The organism is Pseudomonas sp. (genome assembly GCF_035512415.1).
In the GTDB taxonomy this organism is placed as follows: Bacteria; Pseudomonadota; Gammaproteobacteria; order Pseudomonadales; family Pseudomonadaceae; genus Aquipseudomonas.
Map to the genome: position 1 here is coordinate 24,204 of NZ_DATKDZ010000043.1, position 22,895 is coordinate 47,098.

A 22,895-nucleotide genomic window follows, 5' to 3' on the forward strand; every position below is an offset into this window, starting at 1 on the left:
AGGGTTTTTAAAACTTCAGTTGATACATGGTGTAATCAATCGTGCGACGACAATTCGACGATGTATTGCTGGGCAGCATCGAGCTGTTCTGCCTCGCGGCGGAAGAGGGCAGCTTCACCGCTGCTGCGCTGTCTGCAGGGGTAACGCCGGCCGCCGTCAGTCGCTCGGTCGCGCGCCTCGAGGAACGCCTGGGGACGCGGTTATTCGTACGCACCACCCGCAGCATTCGCCTGACGGACGGCGGGCGCAGCTATTACGAGCAGTGCCGCCAGGCCCTGACGCAGCTGGTGGAAGCGGAGCGGGAGGTAACGGGCAAGCAGCTGGACCCTTCGGGTACGCTGCGCATCAGCCTGCCCACCACCTATGGGCATCATCGGTTATTGCCTCTGCTGCCCGAATTTCGCCGGCTTTACCCCAAGGTTCAGGTCGAGGTGCATCTGAGCAACCGCAATATCGATTTTGTCGCCGAAGGCTATGACATGGCCGTGCGCGTACGTGCTCAGCCGGACTCGACCTTGATCGCACGTCCGCTGGAGGATGCCCGGCTGGTGGTGGTGGCCAGCCCCGAATACCTGGCGCGGGCGGGCACCCCGCTGACCCTGGATGATCTGGAGCAGCATGACTGCATCCAGTTCGAACTGCCCAGCAGCGGCCGGCCGATCACCTGGCTGTTCAACGAAGGCAGCAAGGAGCGGGAAATGCTGACCAACGGCGGCTACCTCTGTGCCGACGACGTGCTGGCTGGCGTGACCCTGGCCAAGCATGGCGCGGGCCTGTTCCAGACCTACCGCTTTATCGTCGAACGCGAGTTGGCCAAGGGTTCGCTGGTGGAAGTGCTTCAGCCATTTTCCGGACGCTCGCGCCCCTTCACCCTGCTGTATCCCCACAGCCGGCATATGCCGTTGCGTCTACGCGCGTTCGTGAATTTCATCATGGACAAGAAGCAGGCGTGGTGACTGCTGCCCTTGTAACGACCCTGGAGCGGCACACTGTTGCTGGCTAAAGGGAGTTTATCTCGTTGTGCAACGGCAAGCGGCAGCGATCCACCTTCCACCAGGTGGGCAGCAGTTTACGGATCGCTGGCTGGTTGAAGCGATCATCGATCAGGTAGACCACGCCCTGGTCTTTGACGGTGCGAATAACCCGGCCGGCGGCCTGCACCACCTTCTGCAAGCCCGGGTAGAGGTAGGTGTAGCCGTAGCCGTTGTTGCTGCCGAACATCACCTCCATCCGCTGCTTGATCTCTTCATTGACCGGGTTTATCTGCGGCAAGCCGAGGGTGGCGATAAAGGCGCCGATCAGGCGGTCGCCGGGCAGGTCGATACCCTCGCCAAAGGCTCCGCCCAGTACGGCAAAACCGATGCCGCGGCCATTGCTGGAAAAACGCTCGAGAAAGGCCTGGCGTTCGTTTTCATCCATTTGCCGTGACTGTTGCCAGACCGGGATCTGCGGATGCGCCATCTGCAGCTCCTGCAGCGCCGCCTGCAGGTAGGTGTAACTGCTGAAGAAGGCCAGGTAGTTGCCCGGTTTTTCCGCGTACTGGCGGGCAATCAAGGCGGCGATGGGGGCCAGCGAGTAGTCGCGATGGGCATAGCGGGTGGACAGGTTGCTGACAGCCTGGACATGCAACTGCTCGGCGCTGAAGGGCGACTCCACATCGATCCAGGGTGTTTCCTCCGGCAGGCCGAGCAGGTCGGCGTAATAATTCGCCGGGCTCAGGGTGGCGGAAAACAGCGTGCAGCTGTGCGCCTCGTCGAAGCGCGGGGCGAGAAACGGCGCGGGCACGATATTGCGGATGCACAGGGTCGACACCGACTGGCCGCTGCTCTCATCGCGGCTGATATCGAACAGCGAGTGCGCGCCAAAGGCTTCGGCCAGGCGGCAGAACAACATGGCGTCCAGGTAGAAGTGCAGCAGCTCGGCGGCATTGCCAGCCGGCTGCTCGCTGAGGTGATCGGTGAGCGTGCTGACCGCCTTTTGCAGCGCCATCACGAACAGGTCCGGCGCGGTGGGGTACACCTGATACGCCACTTCCTGGTCGCGCTCCAGCTGTCGCCAGTGCCGGCTGATGCGCTCCAGCGGGGCCTTCATCACGCTCGGTGCAATGCGCCGCAGCGCTTCAAAGCGCTGTTGATTGAGCTCGGCGGTGTACATGCCGCGCGCGCGCTCAATCAGGTTGTGGGCTTCGTCCACCAGCAGGGTGATGCGCCATTCATTGAGCAGCGTAAGGCCGTACAGCAGGCCGCCCATGTCGAAGTAATAGTTGTAATCGCAAACCACCACATCGGCCCAGCGGCACAGCTCCTGGCTCAGGTAATAAGGGCAGATCTGATGCGCCAGGGCGGTTGCGCACACGCTTTCATGGCTCAGCCATTGACCTTCGAGTGCGGCCTGGCGGGCGGCGGGCAAGCGGTCGTAAAAGCCGTTGGCCAGCGGGCAGGAATCGCCATGGCAGGCTTTGTCGGGGTGCTCGCAGGCCTTGTCGCGCGCTACATGCTCCAGCACCCGCAGCGGCATCGCTTCTTCCTGGCTACGCAGGGTGGCCAATGCATCCAGCGCCAGGCGCCGGCCGGGAGTTTTTGCGGTAAGAAAAAACAACCGATCCAGCTGCTGTTCGGGGAAGGCCTTGAGCTGCGGAAACAGGGTGCCGAGGGTTTTGCCAATGCCCGTGGTGGCCTGGGCCATCAGGCAGTGACCGTCACGCGCGGCGCGGTAGACCTGGTTGGCCAGCTGGCGTTGGCCGCTGCGAAACTCGGCATGCGGAAAGCGCAGGCGCACCAAGGCTTCATCGCGTTGGTGGCGATGCTCACGCTCGTACTCGGCCCAGCGGATATAGCGACTGCAGTGCAGCTCGAAAAACTCACGCAGCTCATCCGCGCTGACGGTCAGGTGGAAGGCCGTTTCATGCTGGGTAATGACGTTGAAGTAGACCACCGCCAGATTGATCTCTGGCATGTCGCGTTCGCAGCAGAGCAGCCAGCCGTAGACCTTGGCCTGGGCCCAGTGCAGCAGGCGATGGTTTTCCGGGATACGGCTGATATCGCCCCTGTGGGTCTTGATCTCTTCGAGCAGGTTTTCCTCGGGGTCGTAACCGTCCGCCCGGCCGCGTACCTGCAAACCCTGGTATGCGCCACTCAATGGCAATTCGGCGTAATAAGTCGGGCCGCGTCGGGCTACCACGATGGCGTGGCCGGTCATGCCTTCCTGGGCGGTGGGCGAGGGGGTAAAGCGCAAGTCGAGGTCGCCGACCTTGGCGGTGAACTCGCACAGCGCGCGCACCGCGACCTGAAAGTTCACGCGTCTGCCCATTGCACGTAACAGACATCCACCGGCATGCCGTGCTGGGCGCAAAAGGCCAGCCAGCGCCGCTGGTTGTCCTGCAGGCGGTCGCCGGGGCCTTTCACTTCAATCATCCGGTAGCGCTGCTCGGCCGGCCAGAATTGGATCAGGTCAGGCATGCCGGCGCGGTTGGCTTTGATGTCCAGCAGCAGGCGCTTGAACCAGGCCCGCAAGTGCGCGGCGGGCAGGCAGTCGAGCGCTTGTTCCAGCAAGGTCTGATCCAGCGCGGCCCAGAATACGAATGGCGACTGGATGCCGAATTTGGCCGCGTAGTTTTCGCGGATCACCTGCTTGTAGGTATCCGAGTCGAGGTGGGCCAGACAATTGGCAAACAACTCTTCGCGCTGGGTATGGAAGTCGGCACTGAGCAGGTCAACCGGTGCGGTGTGGAACGGGTGGAAGAACGCCCCCGGCACCGGCGCGAAGATGGCTTGCCAACAGAGCAGGCCGAACAGGCTGCAGATCAGGCTGTTCTCGACGTAATGCACTGGCGCGTCGGGCTCATGCAGATGGGCTTTGACGGCAAACTCGACACTCTGCGCCTGAGGCCTTGGCAGGCTCAGGTCAATCCGTGCCGGCGGTAGTGGCTTGGCTTTACCAGGTTGCGGTTGCCCGAGCTGGCGGGCCAGTCGGGTCAAGGCACGTTCCACCGCCTGGGCTTCGGCATCATTTTCCGGTGCCTGGGCGGCCTGCAGCGTCAGCTTATAGGCGTGTTCGGCGCGGCCCAGGCGCTCCAGTACGCGGATCTGCCGCAGGCGAGCACCGACATAACGGCAGTCGGTATAAAACGCCAGCGCACCTTCCAAGTCGGCCTCGCGCTCCAACTGCTGGCCCATGCGGAACAACAGCTTGTTACGTCGCGCGGCCAGGAAGGGGGTATCGCAGACCAAGGCGCTGATCTGTTGTAGCACGTTGGCAAGCGGCTCGCCGGCCTCGAACTGTTCACGGCTGCGCTGTAAATGCAGGTAGCAGTCCACATCCGCGCGGTGGCGAAAGGCTCGTGAATCGGGCGTCAGCTCTACGCGCTCATAACGAAAGATACCGAGCTCGGCAAGGACGAACTCGGACCAGTCCTGGCGCAGGTTACCGAAGAACATCAGGCGCAGACGCTCGCACAGGGCGTCGATGGTCAGGGAGACAATCTGCTCCTCACTGCCCGGACACCAGGCGGCAAAGGCGCGCGGCTCGGCACAGGCCTCGGCCAGTTGCGCCAGCAACTCGGATTTGTTCTGCGATTTTCTGCAAGTGGGGCCCGCCAGGTGTTGGAGCACTTCATCCTTGCGCAGCAGTTTGAACAGCTCTTCCAGGCACAGCTCGGCGTCATGCCGCACCCAGCCCGCGTCGAGCAGCGGCGTTGCCGCCAGGCGCGCGCAGCCGATTTCCTCATAGCTGAGCTTGCTCAAGCGAAAGTGGCTGCCCTTGCGCATGATTATCCGTACCAGCAGGGCCTGGGCAGGCGTGTCCATGGCAAAGAACTGCCGGACAAACTCATGCTCGGCCTCACTCAACAGATCGGCATAGCGCTCCTGCAGCCAGGTGAGGGCCTGACGGAAATTCGCCAGGTAATAGAAGCGCGGATCGAGTTGCGACTGCATGGGCGTACCGGATGCTGTGTGCATAGTCAGGTATCGCGCCTCGCCAGGCGGGCAATGCAAATGGCTGGGGAGGGCGCAGGGAATGCGGTTGGGATAAGGGCCGGGTAGAGTTTAGCCTGTGCTGTTTATCTATACAGCATTAATCTGCAGCTAATTGCCCCGGCTTGAGGACAAGCAGGGTTGCACCCGTAGGGTGCGCTGTGCGCACAAAAAATGCAGCCGGCCCTGGTGCGCACGGCGCACCCTACCTATTGCGAGCCGCAAACGTCCGATGCAAAAGGAGTTTGCCGTTTTGGATTGGCTACGTACCTGTTAACTGTTGCGCGATTGTCCGGCTTACGCAGATTAGTCCCCTCGCCCCTTTGGGGAGAGGGTTAGGGGACGCCATTTAAGCCTGCACACCTGGCGTGTTTGGCAACCCCCGCTTCTCAGTTCGGAAGGGAGCAAATCGCTCCTGGCAATACAACGCACACAGCCTTGGAATTTATAGGCCGGAAGGCGAGCCCGTATGCCCCAGTTCCCGGGATATATCGTGACTGGCGGCGAGTAGGGCCGTGAGAAAGCCTTGCTGAGCAATCTGCGTATCCATTACCGCGTCCGGTCCGGACCTCTAGTTGGCGACCGCTGCGCGCCAACTAGACGCGAAATGGCTGGCCGCGTGCAATTGCGCCCGCTGGGCCACGCCGGCGTCCTGGGTGATCAGCAGGTGGTTGATGCCCTGCAGGCTCGGCTGGCCGCGGTGATACCGCGGGTTAGTCACTCGCCTTGTTCGTGGCGTCCCGCCGGTCACCCAGATGCCAACCCACCCCGTCGCGCCGGCACTAACCGCTGGTTGCGTTGTCAACAAGGGGCACCGTAATGCCGAGGATCGGGCACGTCAGGCTACGGTTAGTGTTTTCTCCAATGTCTTAGGGCAAAACGCTCGCGATTGATTGCGTCTTGGACCCACTATTTCCTTTTGCGGGCGACATTTTATGGGTTTGCTTCTCGATCCTCGGCATGAGATTGATGCCGCTTTATTAAGCTATCGCCGGGTGTTCTGGTCGCTGGCGCTGTTCAGTGGCGTGATCAACCTGCTGGTGCTGGTGCCGGCGCTCTACATGATGCAGGTGTACGACCGGGTTCTTACCAGCCGCAACGAAACCACCTTGCTTATGCTCACCCTGATCGTCCTGGGGCTGTTTCTGTTCAGCGCCCTGATCGAATGGGTGCGCGGCGAGGTGATGATTCGCATGAGCGCGGGGCTGGACGAAGCCCTGGGCGAGCGGATTTTCGACGCCGCCTTCGCCCGCAGCCTGCGCGAGCACAACGCCAACCCGGCGCAGGTGCTCAGCGATCTGGCGACGCTGCGGCAGTTGATCACCGGCCAGGGCCTGATCGCCTTGCTCGATGCGCCGTGGTTGCCAATCTTCCTGCTGGTGGCCTTTATCTTTCATCCCTGGTTCGGCGTGTTGACGCTGGTTCTGGCCCTGGTGCTGATCGGCCTGGCGCTGTGGGGTGAGCTGGCGACGCGAGCACCGCTGGGGGAGGCCAATCGCCTGGGTGTGCAGTCGGCGGTCTATGTAAACAGCACCTTGCACAATGCCGAAGTGATCCAGGCCCTTGGCATGCTCGGGCCGTTGCGCCAGCGCTGGAGCCTGCTGCAACAACGCATTATTGCCGCCCAGGCCCATGCCAGCGACCGCAGTGCGCGGATTACTTCGGCGAGTCGTTTTGTGCGCATCTCCGGCCAATCGCTGGCCCTGGGCCTGGGGGCCTTGCTGGTGCTCGATGGGCAGTTGTCGGCGGGCATGATGATCGCCATGTCGCTGTTGTTGGGGCGTGCCCTGGCCCCCGTGGAGATCGCCATTGGCTCGTGGAAGCAATTCAACTCCGGCCGCCAGAGTTACCAGCGCCTGAGCCAACTGCTTGCCCAGCATCCGCGCGAGCAGCTGCGTATGCCATTGCCACCGCCCAGCGGCGCGGTGCGCCTGGAACAGTTGTATGTCGGCCCGCCCGGTGCCTCGCAACCCACTCTGCGCGGCCTCAATTTCAGCCTGGCCAAAGGCGAAGTACTCGCGGTTGTCGGTCCCAGCGCCAGTGGCAAGTCGACCCTCGCCAGGGCGTTGGTCGGGATATGGCCGGCCATGGGCGGGTCGGTGCGCCTGGACGACGCAGAAATCAGCCAATGGTCCCACGACGCCCTGGGGCCCCATCTCGGCTACTTGCCGCAGGACATCGAGTTGTTCGATGGCAGCGTGGCCGACAACATCGCCCGTTTCGGCGAGCAGGACGCCGACAAGATCATCGCTGCCGGCCGTCACGCCGGTATTCACGAGATGATTCTGCGCTTCCCCAAAGGCTACGACACGCCGCTGGGCCCCGGCGGACTTGGCTTGTCGGGCGGCCAGAAACAGCGTCTCGGCCTGGCCCGGGCACTTTATGGGCAGCCGTCGCTGATCGTCCTCGATGAGCCCAACTCCAACCTCGACGAGGCCGGTGAGTTGGCGCTGGTGCAGGCTATCAATGTGCTCAAGAGCGCCGGCAGCACCGTGGTATTGATCACCCACCGGCCCAACGTGCTGGCAGTGGTCGACCATATCCTGGTGCTCAAGGAAGGCACCCAACAAGCCTTCGGCCCACGGGGGCGGGTGCTCAAGGCCTTGATGCCGGGGCCCAGACCGGCCGAGTTAAGGGAGGCTGGCGAAGATGCGTGATCTGACTCCGGGTACACACACCTACAGCGAGCAGGGGCTGAGTGTGGGCTGCGCCAATACGCTGCCCAAGGCCAGCACCGACGCCAGTGGTGCCGCGCGCTATGGTGTGGGTTTTGTGCTCCTGACCCTGGGCGGCTTTTTGCTCTGGGCCTTTCTCGCGCCGCTCGATCAGGGCGTTGTGGGCAGCGGCACCGTGGTGGTGGCGGGGGAGCGTAAGGCCGTGCAGTCATTGGTCGGCGGGGTGGTGGAAAAGCTGCTGGTCAGTGATGGCGATCGCGTCAGCCAGGGACAGTTGCTGGTGCAGTTCAATACCGTGCAGGCGCAGTCGCAACTGGACGTGACCCGGGGCAAGTTGTTCAACGACCGCAGCATCGAGGCGCGCTTGATTGCCGAGCGCCTTGGCAGCGCCGAGATCCAGTGGCCCGCTGAGCTGCTGGAACGTGCCGAGGAGCCGCGGGTCAAGGCGGCCATGGCCTTGCAAAGCCAGCTGTTTCTGACCCGTCGCGCGGAGCTGGGCAGCCGCTTGCAGATCGTCGAGCACGAAGTGGCGGCCTTGCAGCAGCAATTGCTCGGTTACGAGGGCGTCAAGCATAACTACGACGCGCAGATGCGCTTCCAGCAGCAGGAGCTGGGCGGCCTGCGGGATTTGGCCCGTGAAGGCTACGTGCCGCGCAACAAGCTCTTCGAGGCCGAGCGCAACGCGGCACAGCTGGCAGGGCAGATTGCCACCGGCGTAGGCGATGTCGGCAGGACCCGCCAGGCGATCAACGAGAGCCGGCTCAAGGCGTTGCAGGCGCAACAGGAGTTTCGCCGCGATGCCGAAACCCAGCTCAGCGAGGTCTCTGCCGAGGCCGCAGGGTTGGCCGATCAGATCCGTGCCTTGCAGTTTGAAGTCGACCACGGTGCGATCCGGGCACCGGTGGCCGGGCAGGTCATGGACCTGAGCATTCATACCGTCGGAGGCGTTGCGCAGGCCGGGCAAACCCTGATGCAGGTGGTGCCGCTGGATGCGCCGATGGCCATCACCGCGCGTTTCGAGCCGTTGATGGCCAATAAATTGCGCCCGGGGTTGCCGGTGCATGTGCATTTCACCGCGCTGCAGCGGGTGGATACGCCGACCATTACCGGCACGGTGACTACCGTGTCGGCGGACCAGTTGATTGACGAACAGACGCACCTGCCGTACTTCTCCGCCAAGGTCGAGATTGCCGCCGACACCGCCGCCTCATTACAGGTCGCCGGGCTGCTGGTGCGACCAGGCATGCTCGCCGATGTCACGGTGGTGACGGGGGAGCGCACCTTTATGAATTACCTGATGAAACCTTTTCGCGAACGCTTGCTTGTGGCCTTCAAAGAGGAATGAGCATGACCGATCGTTGTCGCTATAGCACCCGTGTGCTGCTAAGCCTGTGTAGCGGTTGGGCGGTGCTCAATCCCGCCTGGGCCAACGAGGCAGGCCTGAGCCTGACGGCCGCGTACGACGCCTCGCGCCTCAACGACCCGACCGTGCAAGCAGCGGCCCATGCTTTCGATGCGTCGAAGCATGAAGAGGCGATTGGCCGCGGCGGCCTCTATCCGCAAGTGTCGCTGACCTCGCGTTACGGCAACGGCGGACGGACTGATGGCGGCGATGACGGCGGTTACGTCAACAGCAACGATTACCAGGCCAACAACGTCACCCTGGCGGCGCAACAACCGCTCTACGACAAGGGCCGCTGGGCGGCCTATCAGGAGGGCAAGGCCCGTGGACAGCTGGGCAGTCAGCTGTTCGACGTCGCCGACCAGGCCCTGTACGACCGGGTTGCCAAGGGCTATTTCGACGTCGCCCGGGCTGAGAACGAGATCAAGTTGATCGCCCAGCAGAAAGTCGCCATCAACGGCTTGCTTATCCAGAGCAAAAAACTCTTTGAGGGCGGCCAAGGCACGATCACCGATATCGATGAAGCCCAGGCGCGACTCGATCTGCTGGAGGCCCAGGAGGCCGAAGCCCAGGCCCGCCGCGTGGCTGCGTTGCGGGCGTTGTCCGGGCGCGCCAGTGTGCCCATCGATGATATCCAGCCGATGCGCGAGGAACCCGCCGCCGGTAGTCCGATCCCGCCCGAGCAGGATCTGCCTTACTGGACAGCGATTGCCCGTGAGGCCAGCCCCGAGCTGGCGGCCCGACTGGCGGCGGTGCAAGTGGCCGAGGCCCAGGCCGAAACTCAGCGCGCCGGGCATTATCCGACCCTGTCGTTGACCACCCAGCTCACCCGCCGGGAAACCCGCCAGTACCAGGAGCTCGACCCGCGCCAGGACACTTATTACGTGGGGGTGCAGCTGGATATTCCGCTGTATCGCGGCGGTGCGGTACGCGCCTCGGTGGCCAAGGCCGAAGCACAACTGGCGGGCGCTCAGTCTGACTACGATGTACAGCGTCAACAACTGGCCGAGGATATCGAAACCGATTACCTGGGCGTGGTGGCAGGGTTTGCCAAGAGCAAGGCAATGCAGCGGGCGGTGGAATCCAGTCAGCGGGCGCAGACATCGACGGAGAAAGGCTTCCAGGGTGGCGTGCGTTCCACCGTGGATATTCTTGATGCGCAGCAGCGGGTATTTCAGGCCCGCCGCGACCTGCTCAATACCAAGCTCGACATGCTGCAAAGCTATGTAAGCCTGCACACCCACACCGGCCAGATGAACCGCGCGGTCCTGGAGCAGGTGCAAAGCCTGTTTTAACGGGTGGGCGTCATGTAGTGCGCATTCTGTAGGAGCGGGCCATGCCCGCGAAAGCGGTGGGTCAGCCGCATCGATGTTGAATGTGCCGCCACCATCGCGGGCATGGCCCGCGCCTACATTTGGTCGGTGGTTGCCTTCGATATTTCTGGTGCTGCAAATCCCCTTGTAGGAGCAGCGGGAGGCCTAACCCTTGCTCGCGAAAGCGCTGGGTCAGTCAGCCTCCATGCCGAATGTACCGCCGCCTTCACGAGCAAGCCCGCTGTCAGGCGAAGTCGCTGGCGTGCAGCTCCTTGACGCCCACCAGTTCGATTTCGAATTCGGCGCTGGCGTCCGCATTGACACTGCCGTAGAGGATGCCATCGGCAAAGCGCAGCTGGCCGGTGGCGTCGCTGGCAAAGGCATTGCTGCCGATAAATGTGAAGGCGTCGAAGTCGGCAGTCAGCGGGTTGGCATCCAGGCCGGTGAAGTCCAGTTGGTCGAACTCCGCACTCTTGAAGCCCTTGATCACATCGCGCAACGCGCCCACGCCCATGTCCGCCAGCGCACCGAACACGTAGGTGTCCGCGCCAGTGCCGCCGGTCAGGGTGTCGGTGCCTTCGCCGCCGATCAGCCGATCATCGCCCGAGCCGCCCACCAGCGTATCGTTGCCGGCACCGCCGTTCAGAACGTTTGCGCCGCTGTTGCCCGTCAGGTTGTCGGCGTAGGCGCTGCCGGTCAGGTTCTCGAAGAACTTCAGGGTATCGAGCCCGGAACCCAGGGTGTTCTGTTGTGCGGATGTCGAGAGGGTGACGGTGACCCCGGCCATGGCACGTTCAAAGGAGACCGTGTCATTGCCTTCTCGCCCGTCCAGCACGTTATTGCCGGCTCCGGCGTACAGCGTGTTATCCAGCGCATTGCCCGTGCCGTTGGCGGCGTCAGGGGTATTGATATAGAGGTTCTCGACATTCTTGCTGAGCGTGTAGGCCGCCAGGCTGCTGTGCACAGTGTCGATCCCGCCAGACACCGAGTCGCTGTTGGTTTCAATCACGCTATCGCCGACGTTGTCGACGTAATAGGTGTCGTTGCCATCACCACCGCTCATGCTGTCGTCTCCGGCTGCACCATCGATCACGTTGTTGGCGGCATTGCCGGTGATGAAGTTACGCAGCTCATTACCGGTGCCGTCGATATCCGACACGCCGGTCAGCACCAGATTCTCGAGGTTGGCCCCCAGCGTCCAGCTGACCGAGGCTTTGACCGTATCGATCTGCGCGGTCGAGGTGTTGGTTTCCACCACGCTGTCGAACGCGTTGTCGACCACATAGATGTCGTTACCATCACCACCGGTCATGGTGTCGGCACCGAGGTCGCCGTCCAGCGTGTCGTTGCCCGAGCTACCGACCAGGGTGTCCGCCTGGTCGGTACCGAAAATCATCCCGCCTTCGTTTTGTGCCTCGTCGAAGATGTCCTGCACACTGTTGTTATCGTCAGGGTTGCCCTGGAAGCCCAGGTCATCGGCGATGTAGTCCGCCAGGCGCTGGCCGACAATCTCTGCCGATTCCTCATGCAGGTGCCAGACGTCGTCGGGGTACACCAGCGGGTCGACTTCGTAGCGCAAGGGCAGGTCGGTGTAGTCCACCGCCAGCTTCACATCGGCGCGCTCGGCGGCGATGGCCTCCTGAACGGCGCGGACATAGCCGACACCCTCGACAATGTCGGCAATCTTTTCTTCCGAATAGCCACGGGCGCGCGCAGCGTCCTGCGCGTAATGTCCGGTCTCCATCATGTACACATTGAAGCTGCCGAATTGAGCGTGCAGGTAATCAAATACCGCTAGCGTCGCGGCCTTGTAGGCAGCAGCTGCTGCGGGCTTATCGGTGGCGCGGGCGATCTCCTGGGCGGCTTCCTCGCCCTGACCCCAAACGATGCCCATGGTGACGTTATCGATGGACCGCAGTTCGCTAAGCTGATCCTGCAACAACGTCACGGCGCGCAGGAGCGCAGGCCCGGGTTGGTTGGTGTCGGTCAGCCACCAGCACAACTTGAGTTCTTCGACACCCAGGGTCGACAGGCCGTTGACGGTGCTGCCGCCCACCGCGATATCGATGCCGTTGCCGTCAGCATCGGTGAACTGGCTGCGCACGTCATAGGTGGTGTAGCGGCTCAAGTCATTGACCAGCATCGAGGTGCCGGACTGATCGTCGTCCTCGGTCATGCGCAGCAGGCGCGCATTGGATTGGCCGAGGGTCGGCAGGTAGAGAATGTCCTGCTGGGCGCGCTCGCCGAACACGAAGTCATCGGCGCTCAGGGTATTGAGGTAGTTGCCGATGAGGGCGATTTCGAAGCGATTGCCGTTGGCGTCGGCTTCGCTGGATTTGATATAGGTCTTGTCGCCGGCCGAGTTCAGGGTCATGTACAGCGTGCCGTTGCTGCCATTGCCGAGGCCGAGAAAGCCCAGGCTGGAGACGTCGATCTTGTCGACGCCCACGGTGAAGTCATAGATCGTATCGGTGGCCGTGACGCCACCGGCGCTGTAGTCACGGTAGCTGTCGAACACGTCGGTGTAGCGGAAGGTGTCGGCACCGTCGCCACCATACAACGAGTCGCGTCCCGCGCCGCCGTCGATGATGTCCATGCCGCCGCCGGCCCTGATGGTGTCGTTGCCACCCAGGCCGAGAATCAGGTCCGCGTCCGCCGTACCGTTGAGGGTTTCGCCGTTGTGGGTCCCGGTAATGGTGTTGGCGGGCGCATCGGCGACCGCCAGGGCGAAGCTGTCGCTGACCGAGGCACCTGACGGATCGGTGGCCTTGAGCAACAGGTTGTAGTTGCCTGAAGCGGTGCTGGGCGGCGTGCCGGTGAAGGTCAGATTGGCGGCATTGAAACTCAGCCAGGCGGGCAGGGCGCTGCCGTCTGCCAGGGTTGCGGTGTAGGTCAGTACATCCTGGTTGGCGTCGCTGAAACTGTCGGCGGCAACGGTGTAGCTGAAAGGCGTACTTTCGCTGGCGTTCTGGTCGAGGAGGGGAATGACCACCACCGGTGCCACGTTGCTGGGGGTGTTCTGGTCGGCGAACACGAAATGGCTGGCTGTCAGGCTGTTGGCCAGGTTACCCGCCAGCGACAGTTCAAAGCGGTTGCCGTTGGTGTCGACGTTGAGGTCTTTGAGGTAGGTGCGGTTGTTTGAGCTGTTGTAGGACACCAGCAGCGTGCCGCCCTGGCCGTTACCCAGGCCGGTGTAGCCGAGTGCCGACACATCGATCTTGTCGGCGGCCACGTCGAAGTCGAGAATCAGGTCACTGGAGCTGGTGGTACTGGTGCGGTAACTGTCGAGCGCCGAGGTGTAGCGGAATACGTCGGCACCCGCACCACCGGTGAGTTTGTCCGCGCCAGTGCCGCCCACCAGAATGTCGTTGCCGGCACCGCCATTAAGGGTGTCGTTACCGGCACCACCGAACAGCTGCTCGTTGGCCGCGGTGCCGGTCAGCGTATCGCTGTTCGGCGTGCCATTGATCACGATGGGGGCACCGGGCACATCCTGCACCGCGAGGGTAAAGCTATCGCTGACGGTCGCGTTGCTGCCGTCGGTCGCGGTGACTTGTATGGCATAAGTGCCCGAGGCCGTGTCGCTGGGTGTACCGCTGAAGGTGCGGCTAGCGGCATCGAAGAGCAACCAGGCGGGCAGGGCGCTGCCATTGGCGAGTGTGGCGGTGTAGCTGAGGCTGTCGTTGTCCGGATCGGTGAAGCTGGTGGCCGGTACCACGTAGTTGAATGGGGTGTTTTCGGTCGCGTTCTGATCCAGCAGCGGTGTTGCCAGCACTGGAGCCTGATTGGTCGGCGACGACGTAGCGAAGACAAAATTGGCGCTGGTCAGCGTGTTGAGGTAATTGCCGTCCAGCGCCACTTCGAAGCGGTTGCCATCGGCGTCGGTGCTCAGTGATTTGATATAGGTCTTGGTACCAGCACTGTTGAGCAGCACGTACACCGTATCGTTCTTGCCATCGCCCAGGCCGGTGAAACCCATGGCGGACAGGTCGATCTTGTCGGCTGTGACATCGAAGTCGGTGATCACATCGCTAAGGTTGGCACCCTCAGGGTTGTAGTTGCGGTAACTGTCCAGGCGGTTGGAGAACACGAAGGTGTCCGCCCCGGTACCGCCGGTGAGGGTGTCCTTGCCGGCACCACCGTCGAGCCTGTCGTCGCCCGCGCCGCCACTGAGGCTGTCGTTGCCTTCAAGGCCGAGCAGGGTGTCGGCCGATTCGCTGCCCATGAGTGAGTCGCTGCCGCTGGTGCCAGTGATTACCCGGTTGAAGATGAAGTTGCTGGCGGTCAGGGTCTCAGTCAGGTTACCCAAGAGAATCAGCTCGAAGCGATTGCCGCTGGCGTCGGCGTCGTAATCCTTGATGTAGGTGCGGTCGCTGCTGGCGTTGTAGCTGATCTGCAGTGTGCCACCTAGGCCGTTGCCCAGACCGGTGAAGCCCAGATCCGCGAGGTCGATCTTGTCCTGGGTAACATCGAAATCGGTGATGGTGTCATTGAAGCTGGTGGTGGCGTTGCGGTAGCTGTCGGACTGGCTGGCGAAACGGAACGTATCGGCACCGCTGCCGCCGGTGAGCCTGTCGAGGCCTGCGCCGCCTACCAGGATGTCGTCACCCGCGCCGCCATCGATGGTGTCGTCGCCGGCACCGCCGTAGAAAATCTCGTTGGCGCTGCTGCCCAGCAGGGTGTCATTGTCAGCCGTGCCTTGTACGGTGGTGGTCGGCACCGTGGCGCTGACATAGCTGCCGTCGCCATAGACCAGCGTGTCGCCCTTGCTGGTATGACTGATGGTGTTGGCGATGATGGCGTTGCGATCGGTGCCGTCTTCGTTGCGCTCGGCGACGCCGTAGGTCGATAGATCGCTGCCGCTGATGATGTTGCCCTGGATAAGGTTGTCGCTGCCGTCGAAGTATCGACCGGACACGCCCAGGGTGTCGTCGTAGGACTGGATGATGATTTCCGGGACCGGGTTGGCCAGGGAGTTGTTGTTAAGCGTGTTGTCGGTCACTTCGACGTGGGTGCTGCCGTAGATGCGAATCCCGGCGCTGCCGTTGTCGTGAATATCGACGCCGCTGACGGTCACGTAGCTGGACAGTTTGATCAGCACACCTTCGCCGCCGTTACCATACACCTCGCCACCGGTAATGGTGATGTTGATGGGGGAGGGGATGTCCTCGCTGCCCCGCTGCACCACAATGCCATTGGCACCGTTGTCGTAGGCAACGTTATTGGTCATGGTGAAGTCGTGGGTGCTGGTGACGACGTTGAAGCCGTGGCGGTCGTTGTTGTAGGCGATGTTATTTTCGAAGGTACTGTTGCTGAGGAAGTCGGCGACGAAACCGTCCAGACCGTTGCCGTGGGCCACGCTGTTCTTGATGACCATATTGACGGTCTGCTCATGGGGGTCGAAACCGTACCCGGAGCAATCCTTGATCTCGACGCTGTCGAGGGTGACGTTGGAATCGTAACCTTCCCGGCCTGGAATAAAGCCGTTGAACCAGCCGTCTATCTTGCCTGTGGTGTTGTCGCGGTTGCCGTCGATGGTGAGGTGGCTGGCACCGAAGTCGTGGGTTTCCTCACCGTAGGCCGAGCGGATGATGCCCGTGATCTTGGTGTCGGAGCCGTCGGCCACCTTGACAGTGGTTTCACCCATGCCGTCGCCGTAGAGGTAGACGTTGCTTTTAAGCATCAAACAGCCGTCGGACGGTTCCTCACCTGCCGAAACGATATAAGTCCCGGTCGGCAAATACACCTGCCCGCCGCCTGCCGCGGCCGCCGCATCAATCGCGCTTTGTATCGCTGCCGTGTCATCGCTGATGCCATCTCCTATGGCTCCAAAATCTTGTACGTTAAAAATCATGAACTTATCTCCATATCGGGCTTAAACCACGGCATATGCCAATGTGCCATCGGCGGCTACGGTGATATGACCCAGCGGAGCGAAAAAGTTGTGACCGACTATCGGAAAGTGTCATAAATACAACAATTAGATGCGCGCCAAAACAAAAGTGACGTTCTATTGACGAATTCTTAGCGTCTAGCGATGCCCTTGTAGGAGCGAGCTTGCTCGCGAAGACGGCAGTAAAGGCAGCATTGATGTGACTGACGATAAGTGTTCGATTGATCGTTAGCTTTGATCGGTGAATTGAATGAGCGGTTCAGCGTGACTGAGTTATGCCGTGTGGCTGGAATAAACCAGCGCGACAAGCTCAATGCTCAGAAGGTTGAACGTTATGCGCAGAGCCGAACTTCGATGGGAGCCCATGCTTATCGACCACGCTAACCGTGCGGGGGTCGGCCGTAGACCAATCCAAGGCGGAGCGAGTGATGAAAGCAGCGGTCCTTATATAGCCAGCAACGACGGCGTCTTTAGTCGCAAGAGGACAGCAAGCGCATCTCGTATCGGTAACTCCATATCATATTTAACATAATATACATTATACGAAGTCTTGGCGCGAAGTACAGACCGTGGGTCTTGCTGCGCATAATGGCTGTTATGTTCAATTCAGGCCTTGCTTTGCCTGCCTAACAAAATTGTCAGGCCAAAAGCCTCAGTGCTAGCCTGCTGCTTGAATCCTCTGAATATCGACTTGGCCCATGCGTAAACAAACCAGCAAGAAAGCTCACCGCTCCGCTGCAGCGTCCCAGGTCGGGGTCGAGAAAACCCGGGTTGCTGCGCCGGACTGGATACTGTTGCTACTGGCCTTATCCGGCATGTTGCTTAGTGGGTACCTGACGTTCACCACCTTGAGCGATGCTGCGCCAGCGTTCTGTGATCAGGGCTCGTCTTGCCAGTTGATTCAGCAAAGTCGCTGGTCCAGGGTGCTGGGTGTGCCGTTGGCGCTCTGGGGATTTGCCCTTTATGCAGTGCTGGCGGTGTTTGCCTGGCGACAACCGAGCCGCTTGCAGCGCTGGCGGCGGTTATGGCTGATTGCTCTGGTGGGCCTGGTCATCAGCCTGTACCTGACGCTGGTTGGCTGGCTTGAGCTGGCGGTCTTCTGCGCCTGGTGTCTGCTGTCGTTGGCGTTGCTCACGGCGTTTTTCCTGCGTGCCAGCCAGATCTGGCCGAAATCGGCGACCGTCACCGACTTGCGCCACTGGCTGCTGCGCAGCGGGATAACCGCCTTGCTGGCCGTTGCTGCGCTGCACCTTTATTACAGCGGCCTGCTTTCCCCGCGGGCCGATCCGCAACTGCAGGCTCTGGCCGACCATCTGCAGCGCAGCGAGGCAAAATTCTACGGTGCATTCTGGTGCCCGGCCTGTCAGGAACAGAAAAGCCTGTTTGGCCCTGCAGCCGAGCAATTGCCTTATGTCGAGTGCTCGCCGAATGGCCGCCAAGGCGTGCTGGCTCGGGCCTGTATTGAAGAGAATATCAGCGGTTACCCCACCTGGATTATCCGCGGGCGGCGCTATCAGCAGGTGCTCAGCGCCGAAGAGCTGGCGCGTCATTCCCGCTTCAAACCCCAGGCTCAGGGCGCTGCCGAAGTGCCTTAGCCGGTGCCGAGCCTGACCTCCGGGATGTTGGCCGATACGTGCCTGGCCGAGCAAGGCGCATTCAATAACCCCACATGCGGCAGCCGGCGGGCGGCGTCTTGATGCATATCAAGACGCCCTCCCCTGGGGCCACAGGCCGCACCTCGGCGGCTTGACTGCACCGCGGAAAAGACGATGCTCTAGAACTACCTCCAGCCTGGGAGCTGCGCCATGCCGTCCGAGATACCCCTGATCTTCGCCCTGCACGGTAGCCAGGCCTATGCCGAGCGGGTGGTGCAGCGGCTCGGCTGGCAACTGGCCGAGCATGAGGAGCGCCTGTTCGAGGACGGCGAACACAAGAGCCGGCCTCTGCAGCCGGTCAATGGCCGTCAGGTGCTGGTGTTCCATTCGCTGCATGGCGATGCCGAAGAGAGTGGCCACGACAAACTCTGCCGCCTACTGTTCTTCTGCGGCGCATTGAAAGATGCCGGGGCGCGCCGCGTGCAGGTGATGGCCCCCTACCTGTGCTATGGGCGCAAGGAGCGCCGGACCGAGTTTCAGGACCCGGTCATTACCCGCTATGTGGCGGCCATGTTCGAGGCCTGCGGGGTGGACCGCTTGCTGACGCTGGAAGTGCACAGCGAGGCCGCCTTCGACAATGCCTTTCGCATCCCCAGCCATAACCTGTCGGGCGCGGAGCTGTTCGCCGAACACTTCGCCGCCGGGCTAACGGACGCCGAGGTGGTGGCGGTATCCCCCGATAGCGGCGGAATCAAGCGCGCTGAACTGTTTCGCCGGGCCCTGCAGCAACGTATCGGCCGCCCGGTGGCCAGCGCCTATATGGCCAAGCACAGACGCAACGACAGCGTCACGGATTCACAGTTGATCGGCGAGGTACGGGATAAGACGGCGATTATCGTCGATGATCTGATCAGCACCGGCACCACCCTGCTGCGCGCCGCCGAGGCCTGTCAGGCCGCCGGTGCCCGGCATATCTGGGCGGGAGCGGTACATGGCCTGTTCACCGGCGGCAGTGCCCTGCTCGACAGCCCGCTATTGCAACGGCTGGTGGTCTTCGACACAGTTTCGCCCTTTCGCCTCGACCCTGCATTGGTGGCCCAGCGCCTGGAGATACTCGATTCCAGCGCCGCGGTGGCGGCGTTATTGGCTGAGGAATATGGGGTGGATCGCTAGGGCGCAGCGATGGATGTAAGCGTTCGACTGTGTAGGGTGGACATAGCGAAGCTTTGTCCACCGCGATGACCCAATGGTGGACAAGCCTTCGGCATGTCCACCCTACGTTTTCGCTGGAGATACACACCAGCTCTGCGACGCGGAGCGTCGCCAACTGCATACCCACGCTGGAGTGCGAGCGAGGATTCTGCCCTAGGACGCCTTTTCAACCTGCAACAACACCCGGCCGCGGCTCGGGCAGGTTTCCATATAGCGGTGGGCTGCCACCACCTCATCGAAGCCAAACACCTTGTCGACCAGGGGTAACAGCACGCCATCGGCGGTCAGCTGGTTGATGCCCTGCAGGGCCTTGGCCACCGCGGCCTTGTCCTGGGGAATGCCCAGTTCTTCCTTGCCGGTGAAGTTGCCGATGCAGTGGACGAAGAACTGAATGTTCTTCTGGAACGCGGCGCAGGCCGGGAACGGCGTTTCGTTGCCGCCTTGCAGATCGAACAGGATCAAACGGCCGCGCGGGGCCAGGGCATCGCCAAGCAGGCACATCTGCGGCCCACCGAGGGCATCCATCACCACATTGACGCCACGGCCATCGGTGAGTTTGCCGACCCGGCTGACCAGGTCCTGCTCCTCGGTGAGGATGATCTGGTCGGCACCCAGTTGCTTGAGAAAATCGCTGTCCTCGGCATAGGCCGTGGCCGCGATTACATGGGCACCCAGGGCCTTGCCCATCTGCACGATATAGGGGCCCCAGCAGCGGCTGGCGGCGGTGACCAGTACGGTCTCGCCGGGTTGCAGATTCGCCAGTTCGACAAAGCCGAACCAGCCCACCATCGATGGTACGTAGTGCACGCTGGCTTGCTGCGGAGTCAGGTTGTCTGGATAGCGGGTCAGGGAGCTGCGTGGCAGCACCACCTGCTCGGCATAGGCTGGATAACGATTGGCATTGTGCCCGGGAAAGCTGGCAACCCGGTCGCCCACGTTCAGGTCATCGACCCCGGCACCGACGGCCAACACCGTACCGGCCAGTTCATGGCCGAGGCCCGCCGGTAACTGCGCCGCGGTATGGCCCAGGTTCTGCCGCCAGAGCACGTCGTACCAGCTGACACCCACGGCCTCCACGTCAATCAGCACTTCGCCAGCGCTGGGCGTGGGGTTCGAGCGCTCTTCGATTTTAAGGACGTCGGCCTCGCCGAACTGATGAAAACGGATGATGCGGGACATAGCAAACCTCGTCGGTTGACCCTTTGGGTACGCGCAAAACCACTGTACTACGATCTTGGCGTCCGCTTATGGCCACGGACTTTATCCGGGCTTTGCCTGCAATACCACCGCGCGGGACTGATATTCACCATGCTTGTCGGTGATGATCGACGTGCCTGCATCATTCGCATCCATGTATTGCCTGCCAGCGGCATTCGGCATTAGCCTGATACGCCTGCACTGAAGCGCCTCGCCTGAATGGACCCCGGATGAACCGTAACGACCTGCGCCGCGTCGATCTCAACCTGCTGATCGTCTTCGAAACGCTGATGCACGAGCGCAGTGTGACCCGCGCCGCGGAAAAGCTCTTTCTCGGTCAACCGGCCATCAGCGCCGCCCTCGCCCGCCTGCGCAGCCTGTTCGACGACCCGCTGTTCGTGCGCACCGGGCGCAGCATGGAACCCACTGCGCGGGCCATGGAGATCGCCGCCCTGCTCTCGCCGGCGCTGGATTCAATCTCCACTGCGGTCAGCCGCGCCGCCGAGTTTCACCCGGCCACCAGCAATGCAGTGTTTCGTATTGGCTTGTCGGATGATGTCGAGTTCGGCTTGCTGCCACCTTTGATCAAGCGCCTGCGCGCCGAAGCGCCGGGGGTGGTGCTGGTGATTCGCCGCACCAACTATTTGCTGATGCCGTCCCTGCTGGCCTCTGGCGAGATTTCCGTGGGCGTGGCCTATACCGATGAACTGCCGGCCAATGCCAAACGCAAGGTGCTGCGCCGCAGCAAGCCGAAGTTACTGCGCGCCGATAGCGCGCCTGGCCCACTAAGCCTGGATGATTTCTGCTCACGGCCCCACGCGCTGGTGTCCTTTGCCGGCGACCTCAGTGGTTTTATCGATAGCGAGCTGGAGAAAATCGGCCGCAAGCGTCGGGTGGTCCTCGCCCTGCCCCAGTTCAACGGCCTCGGTACCCTGCTCTCCGGTACCGATATCCTTGCCATTGTGCCGGATTACACCGCTGCCGCCCTAAGCTCTGCCGGCGGTGTGCGCGCCGAGGAACTGCCTATTCCGGCGCAGACCTTCGAGCTGCATATGGCCTGGCGCGGTGCCCAGGACAACGACCCGGCGGAACGTTGGCTGCGCTCGCGTATCCAGATGTTTTGTGGCGACCCGGATAGCCTGTAGGCAGAGCGTAGATTGGTGCTGAGAACGTAGGATGGGTGAGAACCCATCGGCCAATTGGTGGGTTCTCACCCATCCTACCCATCCCTTTGCCCACATACGGGCTTGTCGATACAAGCCAGCTCTCCATCATTCTGAGTGATACATATCTTCGAGTCGTTCGATTCGTCGCTTTAGCCCCGCCGCAGCAGACTCCGCCTCATCACAACACCTTCTGGCGGAAGTACACATGGAACAGTTCACTAAAAATCTCTGGCATTTCCCCCTGGCTCTTGCCGCAGTGCTGGTACTGAGCGCCTGCGGCAAAGCGCCGGAAAGCGCCCAACAGATGCCCGCTGCAAAAGTCAGCGTGGCTGAAGTTATCGAACAACCGATCAACGAGTGGGACGAGTTTACCGGCCGCCTGGAAGCGCCAGAGTCGGTTGAGGTTCGCCCACGGGTGTCCGGCTTTATTGATCAGGTAGCCTTCGACGAAGGCCGTCTGGTGAGCAAAGGCGACTTGCTGTTCCAGATCGATCCGCGGCCGTTCCAGGCCGAGGTCAAACGCCTCGAAGCTCAGCTGCAACAAGCCCGCGCCAGCCACTCACGCACGCAAAGCGAAGCCAATCGCGGCGAGCGTCTGCGCCAGAGCAACGCCATCTCCGCCGAACTGGCCGACGCCCGCACCAGCGCCGCAGCAGAAGCCAAGGCCGCGGTCGCCGGCATCCAGGCGGAACTGGACAACGCACGCCTCAACCTCAGTTTTACCCGGGTTACCGCACCGATTGATGGCCGCGTGAGTCGTGCGGAAATCACCGAAGGCAATCTGGTCAACGCCGGGCAAAGCCTGCTCACCACCCTGGTCAGCACCGACAGGGTTTACGCCTATTTCGATGCCGATGAGCGCGTGTTCCTCAAATACGTGGAGCTGGCGCGCCAGGCCGGCGGTCAGACCCGCGATGCCAGCCCGGTGTACCTGGGCCTGTCCAGCGAAGAAGGTCACCCACACTTGGGCGAGCTGGACTTTCTCGACAACCAGGTCAACCCGCAGACCGGCACCATTCGTGGCCGCGCCGTGTTCGACAACCGTGACGGGCGCTTCACACCTGGCCTATACGCCCGCCTCAAGTTGGTCGGCAGTGGCCAGTACGCCGCGGCGCTGATCAAGGATGAAGCGGTCGGCACGGACCTGGGCAAGAAGTTCGTATTGGTGCTCGATAAGGACAACGCCGTTCAGTACCGGGCCATTGAGCTGGGGCCGAAGTTGGAAGGCCTGCGCATCGTGCGCAACGGTCTGGCCAAGGGCGAGAAGATCGTGGTCAACGGTCTGCAGCGCGCCTTCCCAGGTTCCACGGTGGATCCGCAAAGCGTGCCCATGGCCGATGAAAAGACCCAAGCACTGCTGACCGAACAACGCCAGGCCATCGAACGCCAGAACAGCCGCCGGGTTGCGGTCAAGAACCCACCATCGCCTTCGACGCCCCGTAGCTAACGGACCATGACCATGCAATCAG

Annotated in this window: 13 protein-coding genes; 8 read left to right on the forward strand and 5 right to left on the reverse strand. The window is 62.1% G+C overall.

Translation table 11 applies throughout. The features are described 5' to 3' along the window. The first annotated feature begins 41 nt into the window (after window positions 1-41). Window positions 42-956: a LysR family transcriptional regulator gene (locus VMP31_RS21390; protein WP_325509718.1), complete on the forward strand. Its 915-nt coding sequence runs from the start codon at window positions 42-44 to the stop codon at window positions 954-956. Between the two features lie 43 nt (window positions 957-999). Here the strand turns inward: VMP31_RS21390 and VMP31_RS21395 are convergent, their stop codons facing one another. The 3 genes from VMP31_RS21395 to VMP31_RS21405 form a co-directional block, all read right to left on the reverse strand. Beyond that, window positions 1,000-3,297, reverse strand: a complete 2,298-nt coding sequence (locus VMP31_RS21395) for an ATP-dependent DNA helicase (protein WP_325509719.1) — start codon at window positions 3,295-3,297, stop codon at window positions 1,000-1,002. Next, window positions 3,294-4,934, reverse strand: coding sequence for a VRR-NUC domain-containing protein (locus tag VMP31_RS21400; protein WP_325509720.1), 1,641 nt, complete (start codon window positions 4,932-4,934; stop codon window positions 3,294-3,296). Before VMP31_RS21400 ends, VMP31_RS21395 begins: the two co-directional genes overlap by 4 nt. Window positions 4,935-5,544: 610 nt before the next feature. Beyond that, window positions 5,545-5,694 carry a hypothetical protein gene (locus VMP31_RS21405; protein WP_325509721.1) on the reverse strand — a complete coding sequence of 50 codons (150 nt, stop codon included), beginning with the start codon at window positions 5,692-5,694 and terminating at the stop codon, window positions 5,545-5,547. A gap of 214 nt (window positions 5,695-5,908) precedes the next feature. Here VMP31_RS21405 and VMP31_RS21410 point away from each other — a divergent pair, with 214 nt between their 5' ends. Genes VMP31_RS21410 through VMP31_RS21420 form a run of 3 tightly spaced genes read left to right on the forward strand, consistent with a single transcriptional unit; the run spans window position 5,909 to window position 10,345 of the window. Next, window positions 5,909-7,630 carry a type I secretion system permease/ATPase gene (locus VMP31_RS21410; RefSeq protein WP_325509722.1) on the forward strand — a complete coding sequence of 574 codons (1,722 nt, stop codon included), beginning with the start codon at window positions 5,909-5,911 and terminating at the stop codon, window positions 7,628-7,630. Beyond that, window positions 7,623-8,993, forward strand: coding sequence for an HlyD family type I secretion periplasmic adaptor subunit (locus VMP31_RS21415; protein ID WP_325509723.1), 1,371 nt, complete (start codon window positions 7,623-7,625; stop codon window positions 8,991-8,993). Before VMP31_RS21410 ends, VMP31_RS21415 begins: the two co-directional genes overlap by 8 nt. A gap of 2 nt (window positions 8,994-8,995) precedes the next feature. Next, entirely contained in the window at window positions 8,996-10,345 is a 1,350-nt protein-coding gene (locus VMP31_RS21420; protein WP_325509724.1) for a TolC family outer membrane protein, read from the forward strand. A gap of 262 nt (window positions 10,346-10,607) precedes the next feature. Here the strand turns inward: VMP31_RS21420 and VMP31_RS21425 are convergent, their stop codons facing one another. Further along, the gene (locus tag VMP31_RS21425) at window positions 10,608-16,217 is read right to left on the reverse strand and encodes a putative Ig domain-containing protein (RefSeq protein WP_325509725.1); all 5,610 of its coding nucleotides are present in this window, start codon (window positions 16,215-16,217) and stop codon (window positions 10,608-10,610) included. 737 nt (window positions 16,218-16,954) lie between these two features. Here VMP31_RS21425 and VMP31_RS21430 point away from each other — a divergent pair. Further along, complete coding sequence (locus tag VMP31_RS21430) at window positions 16,955-17,851, forward strand: vitamin K epoxide reductase family protein (RefSeq protein ID WP_325509726.1); 897 nt, start codon at window positions 16,955-16,957, stop codon at window positions 17,849-17,851. A 210-nt stretch (window positions 17,852-18,061) separates the two neighbouring features. Beyond that, window positions 18,062-19,024, forward strand: coding sequence for a ribose-phosphate diphosphokinase (locus VMP31_RS21435; protein WP_325509727.1), 963 nt, complete (start codon window positions 18,062-18,064; stop codon window positions 19,022-19,024). A gap of 192 nt (window positions 19,025-19,216) precedes the next feature. Here VMP31_RS21435 and VMP31_RS21440 read toward each other — a convergent pair whose 3' ends face one another. Continuing rightward, on the reverse strand, window positions 19,217-20,242 hold the full coding sequence (locus VMP31_RS21440) for a zinc-dependent alcohol dehydrogenase family protein (protein WP_325509728.1): 1,026 nt from the start codon (window positions 20,240-20,242) through the stop codon (window positions 19,217-19,219). 248 nt (window positions 20,243-20,490) lie between these two features. On the opposite strand from VMP31_RS21440, the gene VMP31_RS21445 reads away from it, so the two are divergent. After that, window positions 20,491-21,405: a LysR family transcriptional regulator gene (locus tag VMP31_RS21445; RefSeq protein ID WP_325509729.1), complete on the forward strand. Its 915-nt coding sequence runs from the start codon at window positions 20,491-20,493 to the stop codon at window positions 21,403-21,405. Between the two features lie 226 nt (window positions 21,406-21,631). After that, the gene (mexE, locus tag VMP31_RS21450; RefSeq protein ID WP_325509730.1) at window positions 21,632-22,873 is read left to right on the forward strand and encodes a multidrug efflux RND transporter periplasmic adaptor subunit MexE; all 1,242 of its coding nucleotides are present in this window, start codon (window positions 21,632-21,634) and stop codon (window positions 22,871-22,873) included. The last annotated feature ends 22 nt before the right edge of the window (window positions 22,874-22,895 follow it).